The organism is Ureibacillus sinduriensis BLB-1 = JCM 15800 (genome assembly GCF_000772955.1).
GTDB lineage: Bacteria > Bacillota > Bacilli > Bacillales_A > Planococcaceae > Ureibacillus > Ureibacillus sinduriensis.
Genome location: NZ_JPVO01000055.1, coordinates 477,715 through 503,571 on the forward strand (window position 1 = coordinate 477,715; position 25,857 = coordinate 503,571).

Here is a 25,857-nt window from a genome sequence, read left to right on the forward strand (position 1 = left end):
GATATTCGACTTTGTCCACACTTTTTTAGGTTATTCCGGATAGCCCAGAAAGCTTGAAAACGCTTGGCAGACAGAAGGAATACAATTTAGAGAAGACCTGAGTTGAATAAAACAATCGTGAAGGGACGAACGATACAACCAACGCAGGATGAAGGCGTTTGTCAACAGTCTGACCATTTTCCCTCTAGAAGGAAAATGGTTTTTTTGATTTAGCCTAACTTGATTTCCGTTGCGAAGGACGCGCATCAAACGGCACCGCTCGAGCCTGTATTCTCTCACTCGGCTGTCCCTCCAGTAGTTGCCCCACCACTCGAATCAATTTATATAATATCAATTTCTTAATATTAATTAATCCATTATTATAAGAAATTTTTCTACTTCTGTTCCGGCCTCATTTTTGTCTTGAGAGAATTCGACTGGCTTTGTGAGCGAATCAAGTCAATTAAAGCTTCACACGTAAGAATCAGCTCCTTGTCTGGAAAATAGATGCACTCATTGAAACTATAGTATGATAATTTGTTTAATTATGTTAAAATAAGGGTCATTCATAACTATTTTATCTGCTTTAACCATTAGGACAAATAAGATTGAAGAAGGGATTATATGAGCAAGATATGGACAGGGAGATTTGAAGGGTATTCGTTGGATTATTTCAAGAAGGATTTACTATCCGGAACGATTGTCGGAATCGTAGCAGTTCCTTTGGCGATGTCCTTTGCAATCGCATCAGGAGTGAAACCGGAATATGGAATATATACCGCAGTAATTGCAGGGATCTTAATCTCTTTACTAGGTGGTTCAAAATATCAAATCGGGGGTCCTACAGGTGCCTTTGTACCGATTCTATTAGGGATTGTTATTGCTTACGGATACGAAAATTTGCTGCTTGCCGGGTTAATGGCCGGCATCATGCTCGTTTTAATGGGGCTATTCAGATTGGGTTCCCTTATAAAATACATTCCAAGACCAGTAACAATCGGATTTACCGCAGGAATAGCAGTTATTATTTTTGCAGGTCAGCTAGCTAATTTCCTTGGTTTAAGGGACATTGAACAGCACGAGAGATTCCTGGATAATATGCTGGAAATCGGAAGTCATCTTCATACAGTTAATGTTTACAGTATCTTAGTAGCGATGATTTGCTTTCTCGTCATGTTAGGGACTCCGAGAGTGCTTCCAAAAGTGCCTGGCGCGTTAGTTGGTATTGTGGTTTCCGCTGTTGCAACAGTGCTTTTCTTTAATGGACAAGTTGCTACAATCGGCTCGACATATGGTTCCATCCCTAATGAATTGCCGAATTTTGGGATACCCGAAATCACTATGGACAAGATTATGATGTTGTTAGGTCCGGCATTTGTAATAGCAATGCTCGGGGGAATAGAGTCGCTTCTATCCGCTGTTGTTGCAGACGGCATGACGAAAAGCAAACATAATAGCAATAGAGAATTGCTCGGTCAGGGAATAGCAAATATTGTGACGCCATTATTTGGTGGTATTCCCGCTACAGGGGCGATTGCCCGGACAGCAACCAACATTAAATCCGGTGCAGCTTCGCCAATATCTGGTATAGTTCACTGCATATTTGTTTTGTTGACTTTGCTTGTGTTGGCACCATTTGCCGTTCATATTCCTCTTGCATCTTTGGCACCTGTTTTAATGATGGTAGCCTGGAACATGAGTGAAAGAAAGCACTTTGCACATATATTAAAGTTGAAATCAGGCGATTCGTTAGTATTAGTGGTTACGTTTCTACTAACTGTATTTGCAAGTTTAACGGTTGCCGTTGAAGTCGGGCTATTGACTTCGCTTGTTTTATTTACAAAGCGAATGAGCGGGATGCTTGTTGTCTCTAAAGTGCTGCCGGATCATTCTAACGATGCCGGTAAAGTGAATGCCGAAGTCGTCAGTTCCGGCCATGACTGTCCGCAAGTCTGTATCTATTCTGTGGAGGGGCCGCTATTCTTTGGCTCGGCCCAAACTTTTGAACAATCCATACTACCATCTATGAATCGGAGTCCTTTAGTGTGCATTTTACGTTTAGGCAAAGTTTCGCTAATTGATACAACAGGGGAAGAATACTTCCGTAATATACTAAGGGATTATCAAAGTCGCGGTTGCACAATGTTGCTTACGGGCGTCCGGCCTAATTTAATGAAAAGCTTTGATCAAACCGGTTTGACAGCGGAAATCGGGGAAGAGAATTTTTATGCTCATACGGGAGATGCCATTGACCGGGCAATATCTAGCCTAAACCATGATGCCTGTCATGGCTGCAAACATTTCGCCTTCAAGGAATGTACAAAACTAGTTCGGCCAGTAATGCAGCAAAAATAAGTTAATAGAAAAAAGAAGGTGCAGCCTGCTGTTTGTTGAGAGAACAAGTTGTAGGGGTTACCTTCTTTTTTTCTCTTTTAATACCAAATTGCACTTAGACTTATGTTAATAATCTGCTCGTTTCATACCCGATGGCCGCCAAATAAAGAAATGTGTGATCTATTAATTTGTTTCATGCCAAAAGTAAAATGGATGAACCCCCAATTGAAATGTAAACTAAAACAATGAATAAATATTCAATTTGACGTCCAGGATAGTATGCGTGTGTATTTATCGGATGGCTGGAAGTAAACCGGAAATATTGGGACAAACAAGGTTGTGACAAAAGTTGGTGTCACAGCCATTTTTTATGTTTAAAAAAGAAGGTTTTATACCATACTTAATTTTGGTAAAGCAATATTATTTTAGCAAATATATAAGAAACTTGCATATTTGCATACAGGACAGATATGGCTATATTTTTAGGCCATCGCTTGATCGTTATTACCCGTATAGTATTGGCACACTTTTAATTCCACTGAAAGTTTGCAAGAGACCTCCATCAACATTGAGAACGAAAAGGAACTATTAGTACGAGGACTGAACATCCTACAACAAACTTCATTTGTAGATAAATCCGAATATGCAGCTTGATTGCTTATCAATTTTGTCGCATTTTCTCTAGTTTCGGCGAATTTCTTCTAGTCTTGTCAGCAAAGAAGGATATGACAAGGAAATGTGGAATTTAGGATTCTTAAGAGGAGGCGAATTAACAAAATGAACTACGAAATTAATATGCACTTAAACGATATAGCAGTCATCAGACTCTTTGGAGAACTGGATCATCACGAAACTGAAAAAATTCGCACGCATATTTCGAAAACGATTTTACAAGGAAATTTGACGACGATAATTTGGAATCTGGAAAGATTGAACTTTATGGATAGCTCAGGGATTGGCTTGATACTAGGGCGGATGAGGGAGTTAAGTGCAGTTGATGGACAAACGCTCATTTTAAATCCATCTAATACAATGAAAAAAATATTTCAATTTTCAGGTTTAGCTTCGTTCATGATGGAGGGTACAGAAGCAGATGCAATTTTACATGCAAGGGGGATTGTGAATGGATAACGAAATGACGCTTTCATTTGTAGCAATTAGTGAAAATGAGAGTCTTGCGAGAATGGCAATTACTAGTTTTGTTGCTCAACTTGACCCAACCATTGACGAACTTTCAGAGTTTAAAACGATCGTTTCAGAAGCTGTATCCAATGCAATTATCCATGGATATGACGAAGATGGCAAAGGGATCGTTACTGTTCATGCAGTGAGGGATGGAGACTTGGTTTCTGTCGCCGTGAAGGATAATGGGAAAGGAATTTTCGATGTGAAAAAGGCGATGGAGCCGTTATTCACTTCGAAGGCAGAAATGGAGCGTTCCGGGATGGGCTTTACCATCATGGAGAGCTTTGCAGACAATCTGCAAGTTGAATCAGAGCCCAATGTAGGGACTGTTATTACTTTTTCAAAAAAATTTTTTTCAGTAAAGATGCCTCAAATCTCGTAGTGCAGCTTTTAAATAGTCGTCACTTAAATGGTGTATAGCAGCTAATCAAATGACTTATCAAATGGAATAACAATCAATTTTATGTGGACGCAAATACGGAGGTATTTGATAGAAGTTAGGGGGATGAGGACAATCGAACAGCCGTCCAATAATGTTTTGTTGACACAAGAGGAAATGCGCGGGCTGATTGAAAAAGCGCAGATAGGTGATGTTGAAGCCAGAAAACAAATGATTGAAGGCAATACACGGCTCGTATGGTCGATTGTTCAACGCTTTGCTTCTCGCGGGGTGGAGCTTGAAGACTTGTTCCAGATTGGTTGTATCGGATTGATGAAATCCGTGGACAAGTTTGATCTATCTTATGACGTGAAATTTTCAACCTATGCTGTTCCGATGATAATTGGAGAAATCCAGCGGTTTTTGCGTGACGATGGCATGGTGAAAGTCAGTAGGTCGATACGCGAGTTGAACTATAAAATTCGTCATGCGACAGATGAGTTTTTAAAAACAAATGAAAAGCCTCCTTCCATTTCTGAATTAGCCGACATATTGGGTGTAACCCAGGACGAGGTGCTTGTGGCAACTGATGCTATGCGTGATCCGGCTTCATTGCACGAACAGCTTTTCGAAAGTGAAGGAGACTCCATCACGCTGATGGACCAGATGAAAGATGAGAAGTCGGAGCTCCCGTTCCAGTACATTCCATTGAAGGAAGTTTTGACGAAGCTGGATAAGCGGGAACAGGCCATTATCTATTTAAGGTATTACTTAGACTTAACTCAAACCGATATTGCAGAAAGGTTAGGAATATCACAAGTTCAAGTTTCGCGTTTAGAAAAGAAGATTTTGGCGCAACTTAAGTCTTGGATGGAAACCAATTCATCACGAACTACTAAAAAGACGGTGAGTAAATGAGTAATCAGGTTTTTGCATCAATTGATGAAGCAAAAGACTTTTTGTATAGTAAATTTGGAAAAGACGAATCCTTTGATGTATGTATCAAGGACCTACATGTCAGAACTTTGCCCATACTCTGTGTTTATATAAGTGGGCTTGTGGATGCAGCCACACTTACGGTTCAACTGACGCCTCTCTTCACTCATACTTTTGAGAATGAACAGCATGAGATTGCGATTAAAGATGAAGTGCAATATTTTAATGACCATTTCAACTTTTATGGGAAATCCGAACCGAAAGATAAAAACGAGTTCATGTTAGGCGTATTAAGCGGACAAGTCGGTATCATAACGGCAAATGGTTTTGGCTATTTATTGGAGTTGAGAAATTATCCTGGCCGCCAGCCGGAAGAACCGGATAATGAAAAAGTGATTCGAGGTTCACGTGATGGTTTTGCAGAAAATATTATGCTGAATACCGCATTGATCCGCCGTCGTATACGTGACCCTCAATTACGCTTTGAACTTCACAAAGTATCGTCGCTCGGTCAAACCGATTTAGCGATTACTTATATGAAAGATATCGTGAACCCAAAGCATTTAGATTGGGTGCATAAAAGACTGAAGGAGATAAAACATGACGGTCTTACGATGGCGGATAAATCATTGGAGGAATGGCTTTTTAAACAGAAGTTTCATCCTTTGCCATTTGTTCGCTACTCGGAAAGGCCCGACATTGTTGCTGCACACTTACTTGAAGGGCATATTGCCATTGTTGTCGACACTTCACCTTCAGTCATCATCATTCCGGTATCCATGTTCCATTTATTGCAGCATGCCGAAGAATACCGTCAAGCACCGCTTATCGGGACAACCTTTCGTTTTTTAAGATACTTTGCTGCATTTTTCAGTCTGACATTGTTGCCAATTTGGTATTTACTAGCCACGAATGAACAATACTTGCCCGCGGGACTGGATTTTATAGGGGCTAAGGAGAAATCCGAAATCCCATTATTTTTACAAATCATTATTGCTCACTTAGGATTAGAGTATTTGCGCATAGCAGCAATTCATACACCCACGCCACTTTCGACCGCCATGGGGTTGGTAGCCGGTATTATAATCGGGCAGATTGCGATTGACGTAGGGTTATTCTCTCCGGAAGTTGTCCTCTATTCGGCTGTAACAGCGATTTTCTCATTCTCTATCCCGACCTTCGAGCTCAGTACTGCAGTGAAGTATTTTCAATTCTTCATTTTGCTTGCCACCGTTGCGGCAGGACCTAGCGGATTCTTCATATCGATCTGGGTCATTTTCTCGTACCTATGCTCATTAAAGCCGATGAAAGTGCCATATATGTGGCCGCTTGTTCCGTTCTTCCCTAAAGCGTTTAGCCGAATATTCATCCGATTTCCGATGGCAGATGATGCACTCAGACCATATATCGTCGGTGCAAAGCAACGAAAACGTGCATAAAAGTGCCGTTGCGTTAAGTTTCTACCTATGATAAAGTTCATCATAAGGTACTACAATTGCGATATTGGGGATGATTTACCTTGTTTCGCACGCAACGGAGGAGAGCGACATGCATTTATATGGGACACAAAAAGTAAATGAAAACGGTCATCTGACGATTGGTGGAGTTGATACGATCGAGCTTGCAAAAGAATACGGCACTCCACTTTTCGTTTATGATTTACAACTAATAAGAGAGCGCGCCCGTGGATTTATCGAAACATTCCATCAACTCGGGGTGAAAGCTGAAGTGGCCTATGCATCAAAAGCTTTTTCATGCATAGCTATTTACCAACTTGCCAAGGAAGAGAATCTATCTTTGGATGTTGTTTCAGGCGGAGAATTATATACGGCCATTCAAGCTGGTTTTCCTTCTGAAAGGATTCACTTCCATGGAAATAATAAATCTTCCTTCGAGTTAGAGCTTGCATTTGACTCCAATGTAGGCTGCATCGTCGTTGATAACTTCTATGAAATTGAACTGTTGAAAGAAATCGCGCAAGCTAAGCAGCAATCAATGCGTATTTTACTGCGAGTAACACCAGGTGTTGAAGCACATACACATGACTTTATTACAACAGGGCAAGCAGACTCCAAATTTGGATTTGACTTAAATAATGGACAAGCCGACGAGGCATTCCTCAAAGTGAAAGACGACGAATACTTAAATGTTCTAGGTCTACATTGTCATATTGGTTCACAAATCTTTGAGACGGATGGATTCAGCTTGGCCGCCGAAAAATTGATGAATAAAATTAGTGCGTGGAAAGAGGCATATGGTTTCCACTGTACTGTGTTAAATTTAGGTGGCGGATTCGGCATTCGTTATACGGAAGAGGACACACCCTTGGAACCCCAAGTATATGTAAAAGAAATGATTGAGACAGTACAAAGTTTTGCAGGCAAGTTGAATTTGTCGATGCCGGAGATTTGGATTGAACCAGGCCGTTCACTTGTTGGGGATGCTGGTACCTCTCTATATACAGTCGGTTCGCATAAAACTGTTCCAAATATTCGCGAATACATAGCAGTGGATGGCGGAATGAGTGATAATATCCGTCCAGCACTTTATGAAGCAAAATATGAGGCGGTTGTCGCTAATAAAGCAAATGAAGATAAATCCAATACTTACACGGTAGCTGGAAAACTATGTGAATCCGGTGACAAATTGATTGTTGACGCATTATTGCAACCTACAGAACCGGGCGATATACTAGCTGTTTTCTGTACAGGTGCTTATGGTTATTCTATGGCGTCGAATTATAACCGCATTCCCCGGCCGGCAGTCGTGTTTGTAGAAGAAGGTCAACATCAATTAGCAATCAATAGAGAAAGCTACGAGAATATTATTCAGAACGATCTTGCGCTATCTTTGAAAAGAGGGTGAGTCCGTTTATGAAAATGTCAAGATGGTGGGTCCTCGGGTTGCTGGTAGTTTTTAGTATCATTTGGGCTCTGATTTATATTTTCCTCATCATTCCAAATGTCTCAATGGATTAAGTGTAATCTTCATCAATCGTTAATAAATAGTGGCAAAGTTGATTCCTTGCTTTAAATCATGTAGTATATTTAAAGATGTTGTACTGATAGAAAACGAGGGAATGTTATTCATGTTAATACGCTATAAAAAATCTTTTGAAAAAATAGCAATGGGTCTGCTTTCGTTCATGCCTTCTGAGAAGGATGTAAAGCATTTAATGGAAACAATTCATTCATATGAAGAGAAAAACAATTGGCATTTATATTTATGGAAAAAAGATGAAGAATATATTGGCATAGTAGGAGTGATTGAGGAGGACATGGTGGCGACTGTCCAACATATCACGGTTGTCCCTTCATACAGAGGAGAGGGCATAGCGATTACAATGCTGAAGGAATTATTGAATACAGGGCAATTCAGTGAGTTAAATGCAAATGAGCATACAAAACCTTTTATAGAAAAATGTTTACCCATAGTAGAAGAGGCAGACGACTCGAAGTAACGTCAGCCTCTTCTTCTTTTTTAATAGCAGCATTGATGAAATGGCAGGAACCCCGAGGCTTCATGTACTTCTTTTTCTCGATATTTCCAGAATCCGATTGTTTCGTGCTTCAAGAATATCTGTGCGATCGCGCAGCATATGTTTATGAAGAAGGTAGTCTTTTGGCATCGATGGTAGTTCTTTCATTTTCTTGTTAACCAAGGAGGCGAGAGTTTCGTTCTTCAATACGATTTGGAACCCTTTAAACGGTTCACCATTCTCAATTGCCTTCAAGCTCATTACGCAGTCTTTACATAATTCATCGAAGCCAATAAATTCAAAGAACGCTGAAGAGTGATTCATGGTAAAGTTCTTTTGTGCCTTTTTTAATATTTTCATAGCGCCAATTGTATTGTTTCGGCGCCAATGATACATGCCGGTTGCAAGTTGGACATATCCTACCAAGGGATGATTTTTTTCGCCAGGGGCTATACTTTTCCAATATTCCTCTAACACTTCATGACATTCAAAATAATCTTGATTGCCGTTAAAATATGTACAAAATTCTACATACAATGGGTGAAACAATGGATGCATAACAATCCTCTTTCCTAATTGCTAAAATTTGATTTAAAATACATAAGGTACACATACTCATAATATATAAAAGAAAACGAACAAACGTCAGGTGGTTGACACATGTATGAAGTAAAATTAGAAGCCTTTACCGGACCTCTTGATTTATTATTGCACTTAATTCATCGCTTGGAAATTGATATATATGATATTCCAATGGCTGAGCTGACTTCACAATATATTGATCATATCCATGCAATGAAAGAATTGGAGCTGAACGAAGCGAGCGAATATCTGGTAATGGCTGCAACACTGCTGGCGATCAAAAGCCGTATGCTTCTTCCCATTCATGAGGGTGAAATGGAAGAGGCTGAATTTGAGGTGGATGGGCCAGATCCACGTGAAGAGCTCGTAACAAAACTAATCGAATATAAAAAGTACAAGGAAGCTGCAGTGGAGCTAAAGGAACTCGAAGAAAATCGTGCCCAAGTCTATACTCGTCCACCAAGTGATCTATCAGGCTTTGTTCCAGATGAACAACTTGCTCTTTTTGATTTGAATGTCAATGTTTACGATATGTTGAGTGCTTTTCAAAAGCTGCTCCGCCGTAAACAATTAAAAAAGCCATTATCAACCAGAGTGGCCAGACAGGAAATATCGGTAAAGGAACAAATGATTGCCGTCATAGATTCTTTGAAACTGAATGGTGGGAAATCTAACTTCTCCGATTTATTCCCATACGAAGATAAATCTACAATTATTGTAACGTTTTTATCGATACTCGAGCTAATGAAACGACATGTCGTTTTTGTAGAGCAAAAAAACAACTTCGAAGATTTAACGGTGACTTTACAAAAGGAGGCAACCTACGATGAACTTGAACAGTTTGATGGCCAAAATTGAAGCATTACTTTTCGTAGTAGGGGACGACGGAGTAACGGCCAAACAACTATCCCAACTATTGGAAGTTGATATGATGGAAATCGAGGCGGCATTGAGTGAACTTGCAACCAATTACAGTGAAAACGAAGAGCGCGGTCTCGAATTAAAAACGTTGGCGGGTACATACCAATTGACAACGAAACCAGAACTGGCAGATACGATTAAAAAACTAGTAGAAAATCCAAATAGCCAAGTCCTGACTACTGCATCACTGGAAGTTTTGGCAATCATTGCGTACAAGCAACCCATCACCAGAACTGAAATTGAAGATTTGCGAGGGGTGAAAAGTGAAAGGCCGATTCAAACTCTCGTGTCCCGCGCTCTTGTACAAGAAGTCGGAAGAGCAGAAGGTACGGGCCGTGCCATACTTTATGGAACAACGAAAGAATTCCTGAACTATTTTGGTCTGAAAGACTTGAACGAACTCCCGCCATTGCCTGAAGGAACTACGGTGGATGACAATGAAGAAACAGATTTATTTATGACAAAGTTCCAAGAAGCATTCAATTCTAAAGAATAACTTCCCCCATTCATGGAGTGTTTCTTATGAGACCCGAAATGATGTGGTTATAATTTGCATTTGATTTAAAAAAGGAGTGGCTCGTTGAAAAAAATTGCAAAAGTCTTTTTTGCGTTTATCTGTATGATGGTTGTATTTTTTTCTGTGACGCAAGCAGCAAGTGCTTCCTACGCTGTTATTGACGCAGAGACGGGGAGGCTGCTAGAAGGCAGCAGTCCACATAGTCGTATGCCGATTGCAAGCTTGACGAAAATTTGGACAGCTCTTATCGCGATTGAAAATAGTGAACTGGATGATGAAGTTACAATTTCCCAGAAAGCGGCTTTAAGTGAGGGTTCTTCCATCTATCTGGAACCCGGAGAGAAAATCAAAGTCGAAACTTTGTTGTATGGGTTGATGCTTAGGTCGGGAAATGATGCAGCTCATGCATTGGCGGAACATGCGGGAGGTTCGGTCGAGGGATTTGTTGATTTGATGAATGAAAAGGCGGATTTATATAGCCTGAATAATACCGACTTTACAAACCCATCTGGATTGCATCATGATATCCATTTATCTTCCGCATACGATACTGCGCAAATGCTAAGAATCGCCTTGCAAAATGAAACATTTAAGAAAATCTCCTCAACAATCAATTATAAGAGTCCAGATAAAGGTGTGACATGGCAAAACAAACATCGGCTTCTTCGCCAGCAGGTGGGTGCAGTTGCCGGGAAAACAGGTTTTACAAAAGTTGCAGGAAGAACATTGGCAACTTACTTTGAGGAGGGTGACAAAAAAGTAATCGTCGTAACCTTGAGCGAATCAAATGATTGGCAAGTACATAGAGGGCTTGCGAACAAGATTTTTGATAACTACGATTATGTCACTGTCGCAGATCAAGGAGACTATCAAGCGACAGAGGAGAAATCAGTGGAATTATCAAAGCCGATTTCTATTCTTCTTAATAAAGAGGAAGAGAAGAAAGTGCGGAATGTCCTCCATTTATCTAGGAAACAGGGGCAATTTGGCATTTGGCATGTTATGCTGAATGATGAAAGCATTTATGCAACAAGAGTGAATGTGAAAGAATAATTTAAAGTACTATGGCACTGCTAAGTTTTTAGGACTGCATTTAAAGCAGTCTCAGACTGTTGACAAACGCTTTCAACCTGCGTTGGTTGTCTCGTTCGTCCCCTCGTGAACGTCATGTTCTACTCGGGTCTTCACTCGACTGCCCGCCTTGCTTGCGAAGCGTTTTCAAGACAGTCTGAATAATCCTTTATTTGTAAGGAGATAACCTAAAAAACGTGTAGACAAAGTCGAGTATCGACTATGTCTACACTCTGGGGCTGCATTAAAGCAGTCTTATTTTTTGTGCAATTTGAGAAATTTGTCGAAATATATTTATGGGGTCTCAGGATGGACAAGTGCTAAATAACTATAAATTCCTGTCAAAATAGTGAAACAACTTAGTAAATAAGCTGTTTTTCTTTAATAATACCGTAGAATATGACATAATTTTTAGGCAGACTTATATGTGCTTACTCGGATGAATGAGGTGGAATAATGGAAAGATTACAAAAAGTGATTGCATATGCCGGTGTCGCTTCAAGGCGAAAGGCAGAACAATTAATTCTGGAAGGTAAAGTAAAGGTAAATGGAAAAGTAGTAAAAGAACTCGGTACGAAAGTTTCAAATTCGGATTCAATTGAAGTCAATGGAATCAAACTTGAAAAAGAGGATAAAGTATACTTCCTGCTTTATAAACCTAGAGGGATTATTTCGGCTGTCACGGACGATAAGGGTAGAAAAACCGTTACAGACATATTTAAAAAACATGTGCACCAACGTATTTTCCCGGTTGGACGACTGGACTACGATACTTCAGGCTTATTGTTGTTAACTAATGACGGCGAATTCGCTTACCAAATGACGCATCCCAAGTTCAAAATCGATAAAACTTATATTGCGCGTGTAAAAGGTATACCGACAATTGAAGGACTTAAGAAATTGCAGCGCGGAATTAAATTGGAGGACGGTAAAACGGCACCTGCCAAGGTTAGTATGACGTCATTTGATGAAAAAGCACAAAAAGCCATTTGCGAGATTACAATCCATGAAGGCAGAAATCGCCAAGTGCGCCGCATGTTTGAAGCAATCGGGACACCTGTTGTAAAACTGAAACGCGAACGCTTTGCTTTCCTGGATTTAGCGGGATTGATGCCTGGAGAATATAGAGAACTGACTAAACATGAAGTGAAATTACTTCGTGTCCTTTCCGATACAGGTAAGATTGAATAGAAAAAGTCCTAGAAAACGTTCATAAATCAGTCAAAAACAATAGCATACCAATTTTTTCTGTTTGCTATAATAAAAAAGATTGTACAGTTTTCGCAGGGAGGAAACACAAATGGATAAGAAAAAGAAACGATCAATCACCCGTGGTGCTATCCTCGTTGTTCTTTTAGCAGCAATTGTATATACTGTCTATACTTCTGCGACAAATGACAAGGTTAAAGTTTTGCAAGTAGGCGACAAAGCACCTGATTTTGAATTGGTGGATCTATATGAAAGCGATTTAAAGCATCGCCTTTCCGATTACGAGGGCAAAGGAGTCTTCTTGAATTTCTGGGGAACTTGGTGTGAACCATGCAAAAAAGAGATGCCGGCAATGTCCCGTCAATATGCCAATTATAAAGAGCAGGGTGTCGAAGTGTTAACAGTCAATATTGCTCAAACAGATTTTGAAGTGAAAAAATTTCTTGAAAGCTTAGATGTACACTTCCCTGCTGTTATTGATCAAACAAAGGCGGTTATGACGGCATATAATGTCAATCCTTTACCTACAACAATTTTAATTAATCCAGAAGGTAGAGTTGAAAAAATCATTACTGGTGAAATGAGCGAAAGACAAATCGCCTCATATATGGAGTCAATCAAGCCAGAACAGGAGTAATTTATATGGAAAAAATTATTTGTGTTTGTGGTCATGAAAATCCAGCTGGTACCAAACTTTGCGGAAAGTGTGGTCGACCACTAACAGAAGAGGCAAAATCGAGCAAGATCGTTGATATGAAATATGATGGTGCTGCGATTCGTTCAAAAACTCGCAACAAGTCGATGGTCGATAAAATCTGGAATTTCTTCTCGAGTGTGAAAGTAGGAATTTCACTAATTATCATAAACCTTATTGCAGCATCTATCGGGACGATTTTCCCGCAAGAGTTTTATATCAGTGTTTCGACGGATGCCGAAAAAGAAGCTTATTATGAAAATACTTATGGATCGCTCGGAAAATTATACTATGAACTTGGACTTTCCGATGTTTATAGTTCTTGGTGGTTCCAAATACTAGTAGGAATGCTGGCCATTTCAATTATCGTTGCAAGTATCGACCGCGGAATTCCATTGCACCGATCCCTAAAAAATCAGCGGGTAAAACGGCATGAAAGCTTTTTGAAACGTCAACGCATCATTGCTGAAGGTCCAATCATAAACGGTGATTCAGCGAATACATTGAACTTGATCGAAGAAAAAATGAAAAAGCTGAAATACAAAGTTCGGCGTGATGGAAATGCTCTCCTTGCTGAGCGGGGGCGTTTTTCCCGTTATGGTCCATACATAAATCACGTAGGTCTAATCATTTTTCTGGCTGCCGTAATGCTTCGACTTGTTCCGGGATTCTACGTGGATGAGTCCATGTGGGTCCGTGAAGGCGAAATGCGTGCAGTGCCGGGCATGGAAGGCTACTTTATTGAAAATGAGAAATTCATTCTAGAGATGCATGATAATGAGAAGACTGAAAACCAGGAACTTCAAGGAGTAAACGTTGTTGCGAAAAACTATCAAACCAACGCTAAATTATATAAGCAAACGGATGATGCGGTACCAGGTAAAGCGGATGATTTAGAATTGGTGAAAGAATACTCCATACGTGTAAATCACCCACTGCAACACGAGGGCTATTCATTCTATCAAATGGATTTTCGATTAAATGAAATTAAAGCAATGAACTTTGTCCTGACAAATAAGGAAACAGGCGAATCTTTTGGGGAAGTGCACGTTGATCTAACAAATCCCCAAGATGAGTATGTAATAAATGACCAAACGAAAGTTCAATTACTTGGTTACTATCCTGACTTCTCTGGATTTGAGAATGGCGAGCCGCAAACGGCAACACCAAATCCGAACAACCCAGCCTTTATTTTTAAAATGACGACACCGGACAAACCAGAGGGGGAAGTAAGTTTTGTGGCAATTCAGCAAACGGTCGAACCGAATGGTGATAATGCATATAAAATGGCATTCAAAAGTGTTGAAACAAGAAATATGACTGGTTTAACAGTGCATAAAGACAGTTCAATACCATTCCTGGCAATTGGTGGAGCGATCTTCATGATTGGGGTGGCAATTGGTTCTTATTGGAATCATCGCCGTTTATGGGTTGAGCAATTAGATGATGGGTCAATTCGTCTTGCTGCACATACAAACAAAAATTGGTTTGGTATCAAGAAAGATATAGATGCAGTGGTTGAATTCGCACATCTTCCCAAATATATTGATCAATCAGATGATGATGCAGAAAAGGAAAAGGAAGGTGACAGCACCTTATGAGTTTAATTAGTTTAAGTGGCAACCTGCTATATGTAGCATTTATAGCATACTTAGTGGGGACCCTGTTATTTGGCGGAGCTATAAAAAGTTCTAAACCGGATGGTGCGGTGAGTCGGGCGGACAAATGGGGTAAATTGGCCCTAATCGTTACGATTATTGGATTCTTGGCACATCTTAGCTATTTCATCACCCGTTGGATTCATAAAGGACATGCCCCTGTAAGTAATATGTTCGAATTTACTACTGCGTTCGGCATGTTCATAATTGCGGCATTCATCCTGATATACTATATGTATCGATTAACAGCACTCGGACTAGTGGCATTACCTGTTGCCTTACTAATAATAGGTTACGCAGCGATGTTCCCGAACAGTGTGGATCCGCTTGTGCCATCACTTCAGAGTCATTGGTTGACAATTCACGTTATTACCGCTGCAATGGGGCAATCAATCTTGGCAATAAGTGCGGTGGCAGGTTTATTATATTTATTGAAATCCATTAATCCTAAAATTCAGTCTAAGAGTCGTTTTTGGATGGAAGCGGTATTATATTTTGGTGTCCTTGTAATAGGATTCATTCTCGCAACGGTTCTATTTAAAGGCGTGGGGTACGAAGCGGACTTTACTTATATTGATACCCAAAAAGCGGAACAAGAAATAACATATAATATGCCGGCTGTCTTCGGCATGAATGATTATACATTATTAACTGAAAATGTAATGAATCCAATTGTGGAAATGCCTGCAGTAATAAATGCGAAAAAATTAACAACTGTTTTCTGGTCATTCATTATCGGTTCGGTCATCTATATAATCGTACGATTAGTTGCACGAAGAAGCATTTTGAGCATGCTGCATCCTTTAGTGCAGAAAGTTAATTTAAACTTGCTGGATGAAGTTGGTTATCGTTCTGTATTAATTGGTTTCCCTGTATTCACATTAGGGGCGCTAGTATTCGCGATGATTTGGGCACAGGAAGCGTGGGGTCGTTATTGGGGTTGGGACCCGAAAGAGGTTTGGGCTCTTATTACATGGCTTTTCTATGCTGCATACCTTCACTTGCGTTTATCAAAAGGCTGGGAAGGAAAAAAATCAGCATGGCTTGCAGTAGTCGGATTTGCCATCATCCTCTTTAACTTAATTGTTGTGAACTTGGTAATCGCTGGCTTGCACTCTTACGCTGCAAACTGAAATCATGAAAGTTCTCCCCGTTGACTGGGGAGGACTTTCTTTTTATAAAAATTCTATTAACATCCAATGTACTTTTTAATCGTTATCATCCCTGCGTCACCCTAAGTTTTCTAATATATCCTTTAAATTTATGACATGAAATTGTACAATAGGAAAGAGAAAGAATGAGAGGGGTAAAACCTATGTCTGAAAATATATCTGTATTAGTAGTAGATGATGAAGACCGTATTCGCCGCTTATTAAAAATGTACCTTGAACGTGAAGGGTATGAAGTAGATGAAGCTGAAAATGGTGAAATGGCTCTCGCAATGGCTTTAGAAAAAGATTACCATTGCATTCTTTTGGATATTATGATGCCGGAAAAAGATGGCCTGCAAGTTTGTGAGGAATTACGTGAAAATAAGACAACACCAATTATCTTGCTGACTGCGAAAGGTGAAGAAGCCAACCGCGTACAAGGGTTTGAACTTGGTGCAGACGACTATATAGTAAAACCATTCAGTCCCCGGGAAGTGATTTTACGTGTGAAAGCGATTTTACGCCGTTCTTCTGCATTTTCACCCGTTTCAACTCCGTCTACTTCCAAAGATTTAGTGGTCTTTCCACATCTTACAATCGACCATGACGCACACAGAGTATCAGCAGACGGGACAGAAGTGAATTTAACGCCTAAAGAATACGAGCTATTATATTTTTTGGCAAAAGCTCCTGACAAAGTATTTGACCGTGAGCAACTTCTAAAAGAAGTTTGGCATTATGATTTCTTCGGAGATTTGCGTACTGTTGACACACATGTAAAAAGACTGCGCGAAAAGCTCAACCGAGTGTCGGAAGATGCAGCGAAAATGATTGTCACTGTTTGGGGCGTAGGGTATAAATTTGAGGTTGTGAATGAATAGAATATGGCGCAGTATTGTCGGGAAGCTATGGTTAACCATATTGCTTCTCGTTTCGTTTGTATTATTCGTCTTTACTGTATTGATGCTGGAGTTTTTGGAAGATTATCACCAACAACAAGCGGACAGTTCCTTAAGGCAAACCGCCTCAACGATTGCGAGCATTGTCGATAATTACGATCTGGAACAGTTAACAGATGAAATTATTAATGAAATGATTACCGAAGATACGAATGCATTTATCGTCTCGCAAAAAAAGGAAGTCGTATCCGCTTTTCAAACGGGCTTAAATAGTATAGAAATTCAAAATAATATTTTAAAAAATAAAAACTTTAATGATATCTTTGAATCTACCGAGCCAATATTAGAGCGTATGATATTACCTTCACAAGTAGAAGAGGGGAAAATGGAAACGTATATTGTGCTGAGCTATCCGTTAAAAAGCGATGATAAATTGCATGGCGCGATATTTATCTATCAAAATCCTAGCGCACTCCATAAAACATCCCAAGAAACGACAAAAATTGTCTTTCTTTCGGCCTTTATTGCCTTTGTCTTAACGACCTTCTTTGCTTTCTTTCTTTCTTCTCGAATCACATGGCCACTTCGCAAAATGCGTGAACATGCATTTGAACTGGCTAAAGGAAAATTCGATGAAACTTTGCCGACGACACAAAATGACGAGATTGGGCAACTGGCGGTAGCATTTAACCAAATGGGAAGGCAATTAAAGCACCATTTGGAAGTGATCAACCAGGAAAAAGAGCAGTTGGCAAGCGTTTTAACATCCATGACAGATAGTGTCATCACATTTAACCGTGACCGAACGATTCTTTTGAGTAATCCACCTGCGGATAAGTTGCTCCAAAAATGGTTTATTGATAAAAAATTTGAAAATGATCGCCCGATTCCACAGGAAGTTTTTGAAATGTTGGAGCATGTGTTAAGTTTTGAAGATAAATTGGAAGAAGATATCGAAATCGATGGTTCCTATTATCGCATTACAATCAGTCCGTTAAAAAACAGTGAACAATCGATTCGTGGTGCCATCGCTGTCATTCGTGATATGACGGAGCGAATTCGTCTGGAGAAATTGCGTTCGGACTTTATCGCCAACGTATCCCATGAGCTTCGTACTCCTATTGCGATGTTGCAAGGGTATTCCGAAGCGTTATTGGATGATGTAGTATCAGATGAGGAGGAACGTTATGAAATCACCCGGATCATTTATGATGAATCGAAGCGGATGAGTCGTCTTGTTAACGATTTGCTTGATCTGGCCAGAATGGAAAATGGTCATACGACGCTCTATAAGGATGAAGTACATGTTGTGGATGTGGTGGAGCGTATAACACAGAAATTTACTCAAGTTGCAAAAGAAAAGAAAGTCGAATTGCAATTTAAAACAAGTCTTTCCGAAAATGTACAAATTAGTTTGGATGAAGACCGAATAGAACAAGTGCTCACAAATCTCATTGATAATGCAATACGGCATACTTCTACTCAAGGGAGTGTAACGGTTACTATAGAACAGGAATTATCGTACGCCAAAATTCAGGTTAAAGATACCGGGGAAGGAATTCCCCAAGAGGACTTGCCATATGTATTTGAGCGCTTTTATAAAGCGGATAAAGCGAGAACACGTTCAAAAGGCGGTACGGGTTTGGGACTTGCCATTGCCAAAAATATCGTAGAAGCGCATAAAGGGAATATTCGTGTTGATAGTGAGTTGGGGCAAGGAACAACCTTTACTTTCTATTTGCCGCTGTAATATTTGTACCGGCAAGCTGTGCTGTTCACGTACCCATCAAGCAAGTATAGAAGCAGAACTGGCGCATCTAGGTAAAAGCTGATTAATTTTGCAGTCAATCAGGGTATCTCTAAAGTATGTGAATATGACTTTGGAGATGCCCTTTTTTTATATGACAATACCAAATTGAGAACCTGCATTTGATTGCGGTTTTAAGCAATTATATGGTACATTTTTCCTGAAACTTTTTTACTTAAACAACGACGAATTCTATTAGAACGGGGGTGGCGTGGTGAAAGAGTCCATTTTCCATCGTTTATATGATTTATATCATCAGGATGTCTTCCAGTTTTTAATTTATATGGTCAAAAACCGTTCAGTTGCCGAAGATTTATCACATGAGGTATATGTAAAGGTTTTAAAATCCTATGAGCGATTTCAAGGGAGAAGCTCTGAAAAAACTTGGCTATTTGCCATTGCCAAAAATGTAGCAATTGATTATTTCAGAAAAAACGCGGTGCGCTCTTCGCATGCATTCGATGCATTCAATTGGGAGACCGACAATCTTGTTTCTCCTATGAAGTCACCAGAGATACTAACCGAGTTGAATGATGAAATGCGCGAATTATTGGAGGCATTGGAAAAATGCACAGGTGACCAAAAAATGGTCATTATTATGCGTTATTTCCAGGAATTATCGATAGCTGAAACAGCAGCTATCTTGAATTGGACAGAAGGCAAGGTTAAAACAACCCAGCATCGGGCAATTAATAAGCTAAGAGAAATTTTGACAGATACGACAGAAGCAAAGGAGGCAAATCGCGGATGAATCATGATAAATGGGAAGACGGTAAAATTGAAGATTTACTAGGTAAAGTACCGAAGATTCATGATCAACGTTCAAAAGAAGATGTTTTAAAACGTCTTAAAGAGGACGGTCTCTTTGATGATGAGCCTTTAAATACTAATACTTTAAAAACAAAACAGCCTAAAAGGTTGAACTGGGTTCCCATTGTTGTTTCAATCGCTGCAATATTTATACTGGCTGTCTTAATACCGTCATTTATGAATCGCGATTCTTCATCGGATACGGCAAATGAAAGCATGGAAACAAGTACTACTGAGTCAAGCGATATGCAGGAGATGAAGATTTCGGAGTCGACAGCGGAAGAGTCGGAAATGCGTACTTTCAATACGATGGAAACAGATCTTCGTACAGCGGTTTACCCTGAGGAAGTTGAAGGAAATACCTTATTTAAACTGGGGTTAGCCAGTGATGCTGCGGACAGCGTGCCGATAACTGTATTAATTCCAAATGACATTATCCAGCAGGATTTTGGAAGTGTCGCACCAAGCGGGGTAGAACTGTATAATCATTACGCACCACTCTTTAATGAAAGTGCGATAGGATTTGCGGATTATCACCCATATATGGGCACGATTTCGGAGTTAGACGATCGAGTCATCCATACCCTGCCAGATGATCAGCAGTATGACCTGGCCAGTGGTGCCCTTACTACTTATTTCGCATCATTAGTGGATACTTTCAGCGATTCTTATGAAGAAGTGGCGCTTTTGAATGAAGAAGGTGCTGCCTTTACATTTAGTGAGGTTGGGGAAGCGAGTACGCCAATTCAGTTAAATAGTGATCTTACCCAGTATAATTACTTCAGACATACACAGGCGGATGGTAGTACTTATTTAGCTCCAAATTTTAGGGAGTCCTACTCGACTGTGGAGGAAGCTATTTCGGCTATGAAAGAGGAAACGAATGATATTTATCAGTCTGTTATTATACCGGAAGTGGATTATGAGGTAAATGTGGAAAATCAAATTGTAACTGTAAAGTTTAAAGAAAATGTGGATTTGGACAGTTTCGACCAAGTTCAAGCGATGCAAATGATTGAGGGGATTTTGTTGACAGCAGCCAATTTTGATATGCAAGTGCAATTTGAAAATGTACTGCAAGCCGATTGGCAAGGGTTTGATTTTACAACAATTCTTCCAAAGCCGGTTGGGCCCAACGGAATTTCTTATTGGACTGTTTTCAATAATTAACGAAAAAATTCCAACCATATGAGTGGGGATTATATCGTTTTACATCTTTACATCATCTCAGAATCGAGATATAATGAGACTGTAACATTAAATTAAATATTGATTCATCTTCGGGGCAGGGTGAAATTCCCGATCGGCGGTAATAGAAGCTGCAACTTCCGACCATTTACTTGGAGGATTTTGCATACAGTTTCTTCAGCCCGCGAGCTTTTTTGAGCAGGATTTGGTGCGATTCCAAAGCCGACAGTATAGTCTGGATGGGAGAAGGTGAAGGTACGGTCTCTTTTCGTTATTCGATGGAAGCTGTGCGTTTAAAGTAATGCAAATGCGGAAATTCGCTTTTTCTTTACTGTTTTTTGGGTATCGTTTTTTTGGATCAGATGCTCATCTTGACGTGCAAGCTACTGTTTTTTCAATGTACCTATTTTCTCCCTTATGCAAATTAGCGTAAGGGATTTTATTGTGCATTGAGATGGATAACCGGAAGGCTGTCCTTTCTTCTTGCTTAGTTGAATCAGCAAAGAGGAGAGATTTTGATGGTAAATCAAAAGCTTAAGTTACGTTCGTTCGTAACGATTGCAATGTTAAGTAGTATTTCATTCATTTTGATGCTGCTAAACTTTCCGTTACCATGGTTCCCTGTATTTTTACAGATTGATTTCAGTGATGTACCTGCGCTGATTGCAACAATCACAATGGGACCGGTTGCGGGTATTTTAGTGGAACTATTTAAAAACATTTTGGATTGGATTTTTTCCGGTACACCAACAGGGGTTCCTGTAGGCCACATGGCAAACTTCGCAACGGGGATTTTATTCATTCTACCTGTCTACTATATCTATAAAAAGTTTCCTACAATCAAAGGCTTAAGCTTTGGTTTGATTGTCGGCACTGTGATCATGTCGGTGGGTATGAGTTTACTAAACTATGTAGCGTTTTTACCTATGTATACTTACTTCCTTGGATGGGGTACTTTCGATATGAAAGAAACGATTGTATTAGGTATTCTGCCGTTCAACATTGTTAAAGGCATTATGCTTATGGTGATCATCATTTTGCTGTTCCGCACAATGAAGGTTTGGATTGAAAATCAAAGAGCGCAGTATTTATTATAAATAGCATGTTTGAAGCTGTTCGTTAAGTCGATAAAATCGTCTTAATGAACAGCTTTTTTATATGTCCGTAAAGGAATCTTGGCTGTTGGAAAATAAACAGGCTGGAATTCTGGGAGCAGCACTGGAAAATGGTTGGCGGATTATGAAGTAGGGCGGGAATAGAAACTTCAGGAACAAAACTTGGAGATGTCGATGAAGAATCAGGAAAGCAACAATCCATCCATCCTGAATTACCAGGACATATCGAACATTCGTAGATCATTACTAAAAATGTGCGCATGACTCCATTTTCCGAAGCTTAACTAACACCAAATGAAAGCTCCTTCTTAACTCCGTCAGCAAAAAAGTTGAATAACAAAGTGAGGGGACACTGTAAACCTTGCTATCCGTTGATGATTTTTTTTATCTAGAAAATAGATGAATAAAATCGAATATTGATATGTTATTTTTCCTAACATGTAATTGATATTATAAATAACATAGATTAAAATAAAAATATGAAAGGGAGGCGATGTCGATGAGTCGAGAGTTTCGAAGAGCAATGCCGTTACTCCCTATTAGCATGGTTATGCAATTAACGGAGTTGACTGCTAGGCAAATTCGATATTACGAAGAACATAAACTGATCGAACCTGCAAGATCGGAAGGGAACCGCAGAATGTTCTCGCTAGACGATGTAGATGCATTATTGGAAATTCGGGAGCTTCTTGACCAGGGGATTAATATGGCGGGTATCAAGAAAGTGTTCGATATGAGGGTGAACAGTAGTCATGTAATTTCTTCTAACAAAATGGCCATTTCAGATTCCGAACTACGAGCAATACTGCGTGAAGAAATGCAGCAAGCACAAATCATGCAGAAAGCTTCAATAAGACAAGGAGATTTATCTCGCTTTTTCCAATCGAAGGGTGAGTGAATTATATTTTAAATTTTTTCATAATTTCAAATATTAGGAGAGTGGATTGAATGGTTAAGTATACAAAAGAAGACATAAAACAAATCGTGAAAGAAGCGGGCGTAAAATATATCCGTCTACAATTTACTGATATTCTGGGTACTATTAAAAACGTAGAAATTCCATTAAGCCAATTGGATAAAGCGCTCGATGACAAAATGATGTTCGATGGATCATCGATTGAAGGTTTCGTACGTATAGAGGAATCTGATATGTACTTAAAACCTGATTTGGATACATTTGTAATCTTCCCTTGGACTGCTGAAAAAGGGAAAGTGGCAAGACTGATCTGTGATATCACGAATCCGGATGGTACACCATTTGCCGGGGATCCACGTGCAAACTTGAAACGTGTTTTAGCCAATATGGAGGAGTTGGGATTCACTAGCTTCAACTTAGGACCGGAACCAGAGTTTTTCTTATTTAAGTTAGATGAAAAAGGAGAACCAACATTGGAGTTGAATGATGATGGTGGTTACTTCGATTTAGCACCTACGGACCTAGGGGAAAACTGCCGTCGGGATATCGTGTTGGAACTTGAGGAAATGGGCTTTGAAATCGAAGCTTCTCACCATGAGGTTGCTCCAGGTCAACATGAAATTGACTTCAAGTATGCTAATGCAGTTGAAGCATGCGACAATATTCAGACATTCAAGCTTGTGGTTAAGACGATTGCACGTAAGCATGGACTGCATGCAACATTTATGCCTAAACCGCTCTACGGTGTGAATGGTTCGGGAATGCACGCAAACCTTTCGTTGTTCAGCGGTGACAAGAACGTGTTCTTCGATGAAGATGCAGAACTGCAATTATCAAAAACTGCGCGTTCATTCATGGCTGGTATCATGAAACATGCTAAAGCATTTACAGCGGTGACGAACCCGTTGGTAAACTCTTACAAACGTTTAGTACCTGGTTACGAAGCACCATGCTACATTGCTTGGTCCGCTCGTAATCGTTCACCATTAATCCGTATTCCAGCATCCCGTGGTTTATCTACGCGTGTCGAATTACGTTCTGTTGACCCATCTGCTAACCCTTATTTAGCTCTAGCTGTTCTCCTGGAAGCAGGACTGGATGGTATCCGTAACGATTTAACACCTCCAGCACCGGTTGATCGCAACATATATGTGATGAATTCTGCTGAACTGATCGAAAATGGAATTGAAAGCTTGCCAGGTTCTTTGCTTGAAGCACTTTCCTATTTGGAGCAAGATGAAGTAATCAAATCGGCACTTGGTGAGCATATTTATTCTAACTTCAAAGAAGCAAAAGAAATTGAGTATGATATGTTCAGAACTGTCGTCCATCCTTGGGAGCGCGATCAATATTTAAAAATGTATTAATGAGCAATGCATCGGACCGTCTCAATTGGGGCGGTTTTTTCGTTGTTCATTATTGCTTTTGGAAATGTTACTTAAACTCACGTTCATTTAACTGGGCTTTGCTCATATACTTGTAAAAAAATGAACGAAGTAGGTGAGTGGATTGCCCCCGAAGAAAATAGTAACGTTATGTTTCTCGCTGGTCATTTTAGCGGGAGTGATATACACGATTGCCACAAATGTGATGATGGTATACGAGAGAAAAGGGGAAAGTGAGGAATGGGATGGATTACAGGAAAGTTACAGTGAAATGTCGGAGCAAGGTGTGCCCGTTAATGCTGAAGAGTCGGGAGCCCTTGATTCTAGCCGTGGTTACGAACAAGTCGGCCGGAAGAGCGAAACGCGTACATTAAGTGTTGAAGCTCCCGACTTTGAATTGCGAAATTTGGATGGCGAACGTGTAAGATTGTCCGACTTCAAGGGAAAAAAGGTGCTGATCAATTTTTGGGCTACTTGGTGTCCACCGTGTGTGAAGGAAATGCCTGCCATGCAGAAGTTCCATGATGAACATGCAGCTAAAGAGGGGGTAGTAATCCTTGCTGTGAATGCTACGGATAAAGAATCAAGCATAAATGCAGTCAAACGGTTTGCCCGTGAATTCGGCATCAGCTTCCCGATTCTGTTGGATGTAAACGGAGATGTCCTACTTAATTATGAAGTCCTTACACTCCCAACGAGTTTGATTATTGATGAAGAGGGAATCGTTGTTGAGCAAATATTGGGGCCGGTGACGGAGGAAGTGTTGGTCGAGAAGTTGCTCTAGCAAATCTGCCAGGGATTGCTAAAAGGACTAGCTTTTGCATTTTGCAATCGCTAGTCCTTATATTAATTAACCTAAAATATGATAACCAGAATCCACAAAGATTGTTTCACCTGTTACGCCTCGCGAAAGGGCACTCAGCATGACAAGCATCATATCTGCTACTTCTTCCTGGTTGGTATTACGTTTTAGTGGGGATGTTTCTTCAATTTTGTGAAGAATTGTGTTGAAACTTGGTACGCCTTTAGCAGCCAGTGTACGAATTGCTCCTGCTGAAATCGCATTTACACGAATTCCATCTGCCCCGAGGTCCGCGGCTAAATAACGCATCGCCGCTTCAAGTGCTGCTTTAGCAACACCCATTACATTGTAGCCATCGAGAACACGTTGACCTCCCAGGTAGCTCATTGTGACAATCGAGCCGCCTTCCGTCATGAATGGTCGTGCGGCATTCGCTACAGCTACCAATGAGTAGGCGCTTGTATCTTGTGCAAATGCATATCCCTCACGAGTTGTTTCCACAAAGCGGTTTTTTAAGTCTTCAGCGTGTGCGAAAGCTACAGAGTGTACAATGCCATGAATAACACCGAACTGTTCACCGATTTGTGAGAACGCTCTGGCGATGCTTTCGTCACTATTTACATCACATTCGATAACAGCTGTGTTATAGTCCTGGTAATTTTCCAGCACTTTTTCAATTTTTCCTTTAGAACGTTCTTTGCGGTAAGTGAAAATAACGTTTGCCCCAACTTCAAGAAGCTTTTTTGCAATTCCCCATGCGATGCTTCGTTCATTGGCAACGCCCATTACAACGATATTCTTGTCCTTCATTTGCAGTAAATCCATCCGATGATCCCCTTTA

24 protein-coding genes and 1 riboswitch are annotated in these 25,857 nt (G+C 40.1%); of the genes, 22 read left to right on the top strand and 2 right to left on the bottom strand.

What is annotated here, in order from left to right; genetic code table 11:
- Positions 1–603: 603 nt before the first annotated feature.
- The 7 genes from CD33_RS18205 to CD33_RS18235 all read left to right on the top strand — a co-directional run bounded on the left by CD33_RS18205 (position 604) and on the right by CD33_RS18235 (position 8,273).
- A complete protein-coding gene (locus CD33_RS18205) occupies positions 604–2,334 on the top strand; it encodes a SulP family inorganic anion transporter (RefSeq protein ID WP_036203501.1) in 1,731 nt (576 codons plus the stop codon).
- 756 nt (positions 2,335–3,090) lie between these two features.
- Positions 3,091–3,444: an STAS domain-containing protein gene (locus CD33_RS18210; RefSeq protein ID WP_036203504.1), complete on the top strand. Its 354-nt coding sequence runs from the start codon at positions 3,091–3,093 to the stop codon at positions 3,442–3,444.
- Complete coding sequence (spoIIAB, locus tag CD33_RS18215) at positions 3,437–3,880, top strand: anti-sigma F factor (RefSeq protein WP_036203507.1); 444 nt, start codon at positions 3,437–3,439, stop codon at positions 3,878–3,880. The genes CD33_RS18210 and spoIIAB overlap by 8 nt, the downstream gene beginning before the upstream one ends.
- 123 nt (positions 3,881–4,003) lie before the next feature.
- Positions 4,004–4,795 carry a SigF/SigG family RNA polymerase sporulation sigma factor gene (locus CD33_RS18220; protein WP_036203510.1) on the top strand — a complete coding sequence of 264 codons (792 nt, stop codon included), beginning with the start codon at positions 4,004–4,006 and terminating at the stop codon, positions 4,793–4,795.
- On the top strand, positions 4,792–6,252 hold the full coding sequence (locus CD33_RS18225; protein WP_036203511.1) for a spore germination protein: 1,461 nt from the start codon (positions 4,792–4,794) through the stop codon (positions 6,250–6,252). Before CD33_RS18220 ends, CD33_RS18225 begins: the two co-directional genes overlap by 4 nt.
- A 109-nt stretch (positions 6,253–6,361) precedes the next feature.
- The gene (gene lysA / locus CD33_RS18230) at positions 6,362–7,678 is read left to right on the top strand and encodes a diaminopimelate decarboxylase (RefSeq protein WP_036203515.1); all 1,317 of its coding nucleotides are present in this window, start codon (positions 6,362–6,364) and stop codon (positions 7,676–7,678) included.
- Positions 7,679–7,901: 223 nt separating this feature from the next.
- A complete protein-coding gene (locus tag CD33_RS18235) occupies positions 7,902–8,273 on the top strand; it encodes a GNAT family N-acetyltransferase (RefSeq protein ID WP_036203518.1) in 372 nt (123 codons plus the stop codon).
- A 60-nt stretch (positions 8,274–8,333) separates the two neighbouring features.
- On the opposite strand, the gene CD33_RS18240 is transcribed toward CD33_RS18235, so the two are convergent.
- Complete coding sequence (locus CD33_RS18240; RefSeq protein ID WP_036203521.1) at positions 8,334–8,849, bottom strand: DUF309 domain-containing protein; 516 nt, start codon at positions 8,847–8,849, stop codon at positions 8,334–8,336.
- 102 nt (positions 8,850–8,951) lie between these two features.
- Here CD33_RS18240 and CD33_RS18245 point away from each other — a divergent pair, with 102 nt between their 5' ends.
- The 15 genes from CD33_RS18245 to CD33_RS19625 all read left to right on the top strand — a co-directional run bounded on the left by CD33_RS18245 (position 8,952) and on the right by CD33_RS19625 (position 24,998).
- On the top strand, positions 8,952–9,731 hold the full coding sequence (locus tag CD33_RS18245; protein ID WP_036203524.1) for a segregation/condensation protein A: 780 nt from the start codon (positions 8,952–8,954) through the stop codon (positions 9,729–9,731).
- Positions 9,700–10,290, top strand: coding sequence for an SMC-Scp complex subunit ScpB (gene scpB / locus CD33_RS18250; RefSeq protein WP_036203527.1), 591 nt, complete (start codon positions 9,700–9,702; stop codon positions 10,288–10,290). The genes CD33_RS18245 and scpB overlap by 32 nt, the downstream gene beginning before the upstream one ends.
- Positions 10,291–10,383: 93 nt before the next feature.
- Positions 10,384–11,364 (top strand): D-alanyl-D-alanine carboxypeptidase family protein, encoded by a 981-nt coding sequence (locus CD33_RS18255; RefSeq protein WP_373906713.1) that lies wholly within the window; start codon positions 10,384–10,386, stop codon positions 11,362–11,364.
- Between the two features lie 474 nt (positions 11,365–11,838).
- Positions 11,839–12,573, top strand: a complete 735-nt coding sequence (locus CD33_RS18260; protein ID WP_036203530.1) for a pseudouridine synthase — start codon at positions 11,839–11,841, stop codon at positions 12,571–12,573.
- 109 nt (positions 12,574–12,682) lie between these two features.
- On the top strand, positions 12,683–13,228 hold the full coding sequence (gene resA, locus CD33_RS18265) for a thiol-disulfide oxidoreductase ResA (RefSeq protein WP_036203533.1): 546 nt from the start codon (positions 12,683–12,685) through the stop codon (positions 13,226–13,228).
- A 5-nt stretch (positions 13,229–13,233) separates the two neighbouring features.
- Positions 13,234–14,886 (top strand): cytochrome c biogenesis ResB family protein, encoded by a 1,653-nt coding sequence (locus CD33_RS18270; RefSeq protein WP_036203536.1) that lies wholly within the window; start codon positions 13,234–13,236, stop codon positions 14,884–14,886.
- Positions 14,883–16,076 carry a c-type cytochrome biogenesis protein CcsB gene (gene ccsB, locus CD33_RS18275; RefSeq protein WP_036203538.1) on the top strand — a complete coding sequence of 398 codons (1,194 nt, stop codon included), beginning with the start codon at positions 14,883–14,885 and terminating at the stop codon, positions 16,074–16,076. The genes CD33_RS18270 and ccsB overlap by 4 nt, the downstream gene beginning before the upstream one ends.
- A gap of 182 nt (positions 16,077–16,258) precedes the next feature.
- Positions 16,259–16,975, top strand: a complete 717-nt coding sequence (locus CD33_RS18280) for a response regulator transcription factor (protein WP_036203541.1) — start codon at positions 16,259–16,261, stop codon at positions 16,973–16,975.
- A complete protein-coding gene (locus CD33_RS18285; protein WP_036203544.1) occupies positions 16,968–18,743 on the top strand; it encodes an ATP-binding protein in 1,776 nt (591 codons plus the stop codon). Before CD33_RS18280 ends, CD33_RS18285 begins: the two co-directional genes overlap by 8 nt.
- A gap of 271 nt (positions 18,744–19,014) precedes the next feature.
- Entirely contained in the window at positions 19,015–19,551 is a 537-nt protein-coding gene (locus CD33_RS18290) for an RNA polymerase sigma factor SigX (RefSeq protein ID WP_036203546.1), read from the top strand.
- Complete coding sequence (locus tag CD33_RS18295; protein ID WP_036203549.1) at positions 19,548–20,780, top strand: hypothetical protein; 1,233 nt, start codon at positions 19,548–19,550, stop codon at positions 20,778–20,780. The genes CD33_RS18290 and CD33_RS18295 overlap by 4 nt, the downstream gene beginning before the upstream one ends.
- A 102-nt stretch (positions 20,781–20,882) precedes the next feature.
- A riboswitch (FMN riboswitch) is annotated at positions 20,883–21,053 on the top strand.
- A 263-nt stretch (positions 21,054–21,316) separates the two neighbouring features.
- Complete coding sequence (locus CD33_RS18300) at positions 21,317–21,895, top strand: ECF transporter S component (protein WP_036203553.1); 579 nt, start codon at positions 21,317–21,319, stop codon at positions 21,893–21,895.
- 517 nt (positions 21,896–22,412) lie between these two features.
- Positions 22,413–22,811: a MerR family transcriptional regulator gene (locus CD33_RS18305; RefSeq protein WP_036203556.1), complete on the top strand. Its 399-nt coding sequence runs from the start codon at positions 22,413–22,415 to the stop codon at positions 22,809–22,811.
- 50 nt (positions 22,812–22,861) lie between these two features.
- Positions 22,862–24,196 (top strand): type I glutamate--ammonia ligase, encoded by a 1,335-nt coding sequence (gene glnA, locus CD33_RS18310; protein ID WP_036203559.1) that lies wholly within the window; start codon positions 22,862–22,864, stop codon positions 24,194–24,196.
- A 142-nt stretch (positions 24,197–24,338) separates the two neighbouring features.
- Entirely contained in the window at positions 24,339–24,998 is a 660-nt protein-coding gene (locus tag CD33_RS19625) for a peroxiredoxin family protein (RefSeq protein WP_052130332.1), read from the top strand.
- 66 nt (positions 24,999–25,064) lie between these two features.
- Here the strand turns inward: CD33_RS19625 and fabI are convergent, their stop codons facing one another.
- Positions 25,065–25,841, bottom strand: coding sequence for an enoyl-ACP reductase FabI (gene fabI / locus CD33_RS18320; RefSeq protein WP_036203562.1), 777 nt, complete (start codon positions 25,839–25,841; stop codon positions 25,065–25,067).
- Positions 25,842–25,857 lie beyond the last annotated feature (16 nt).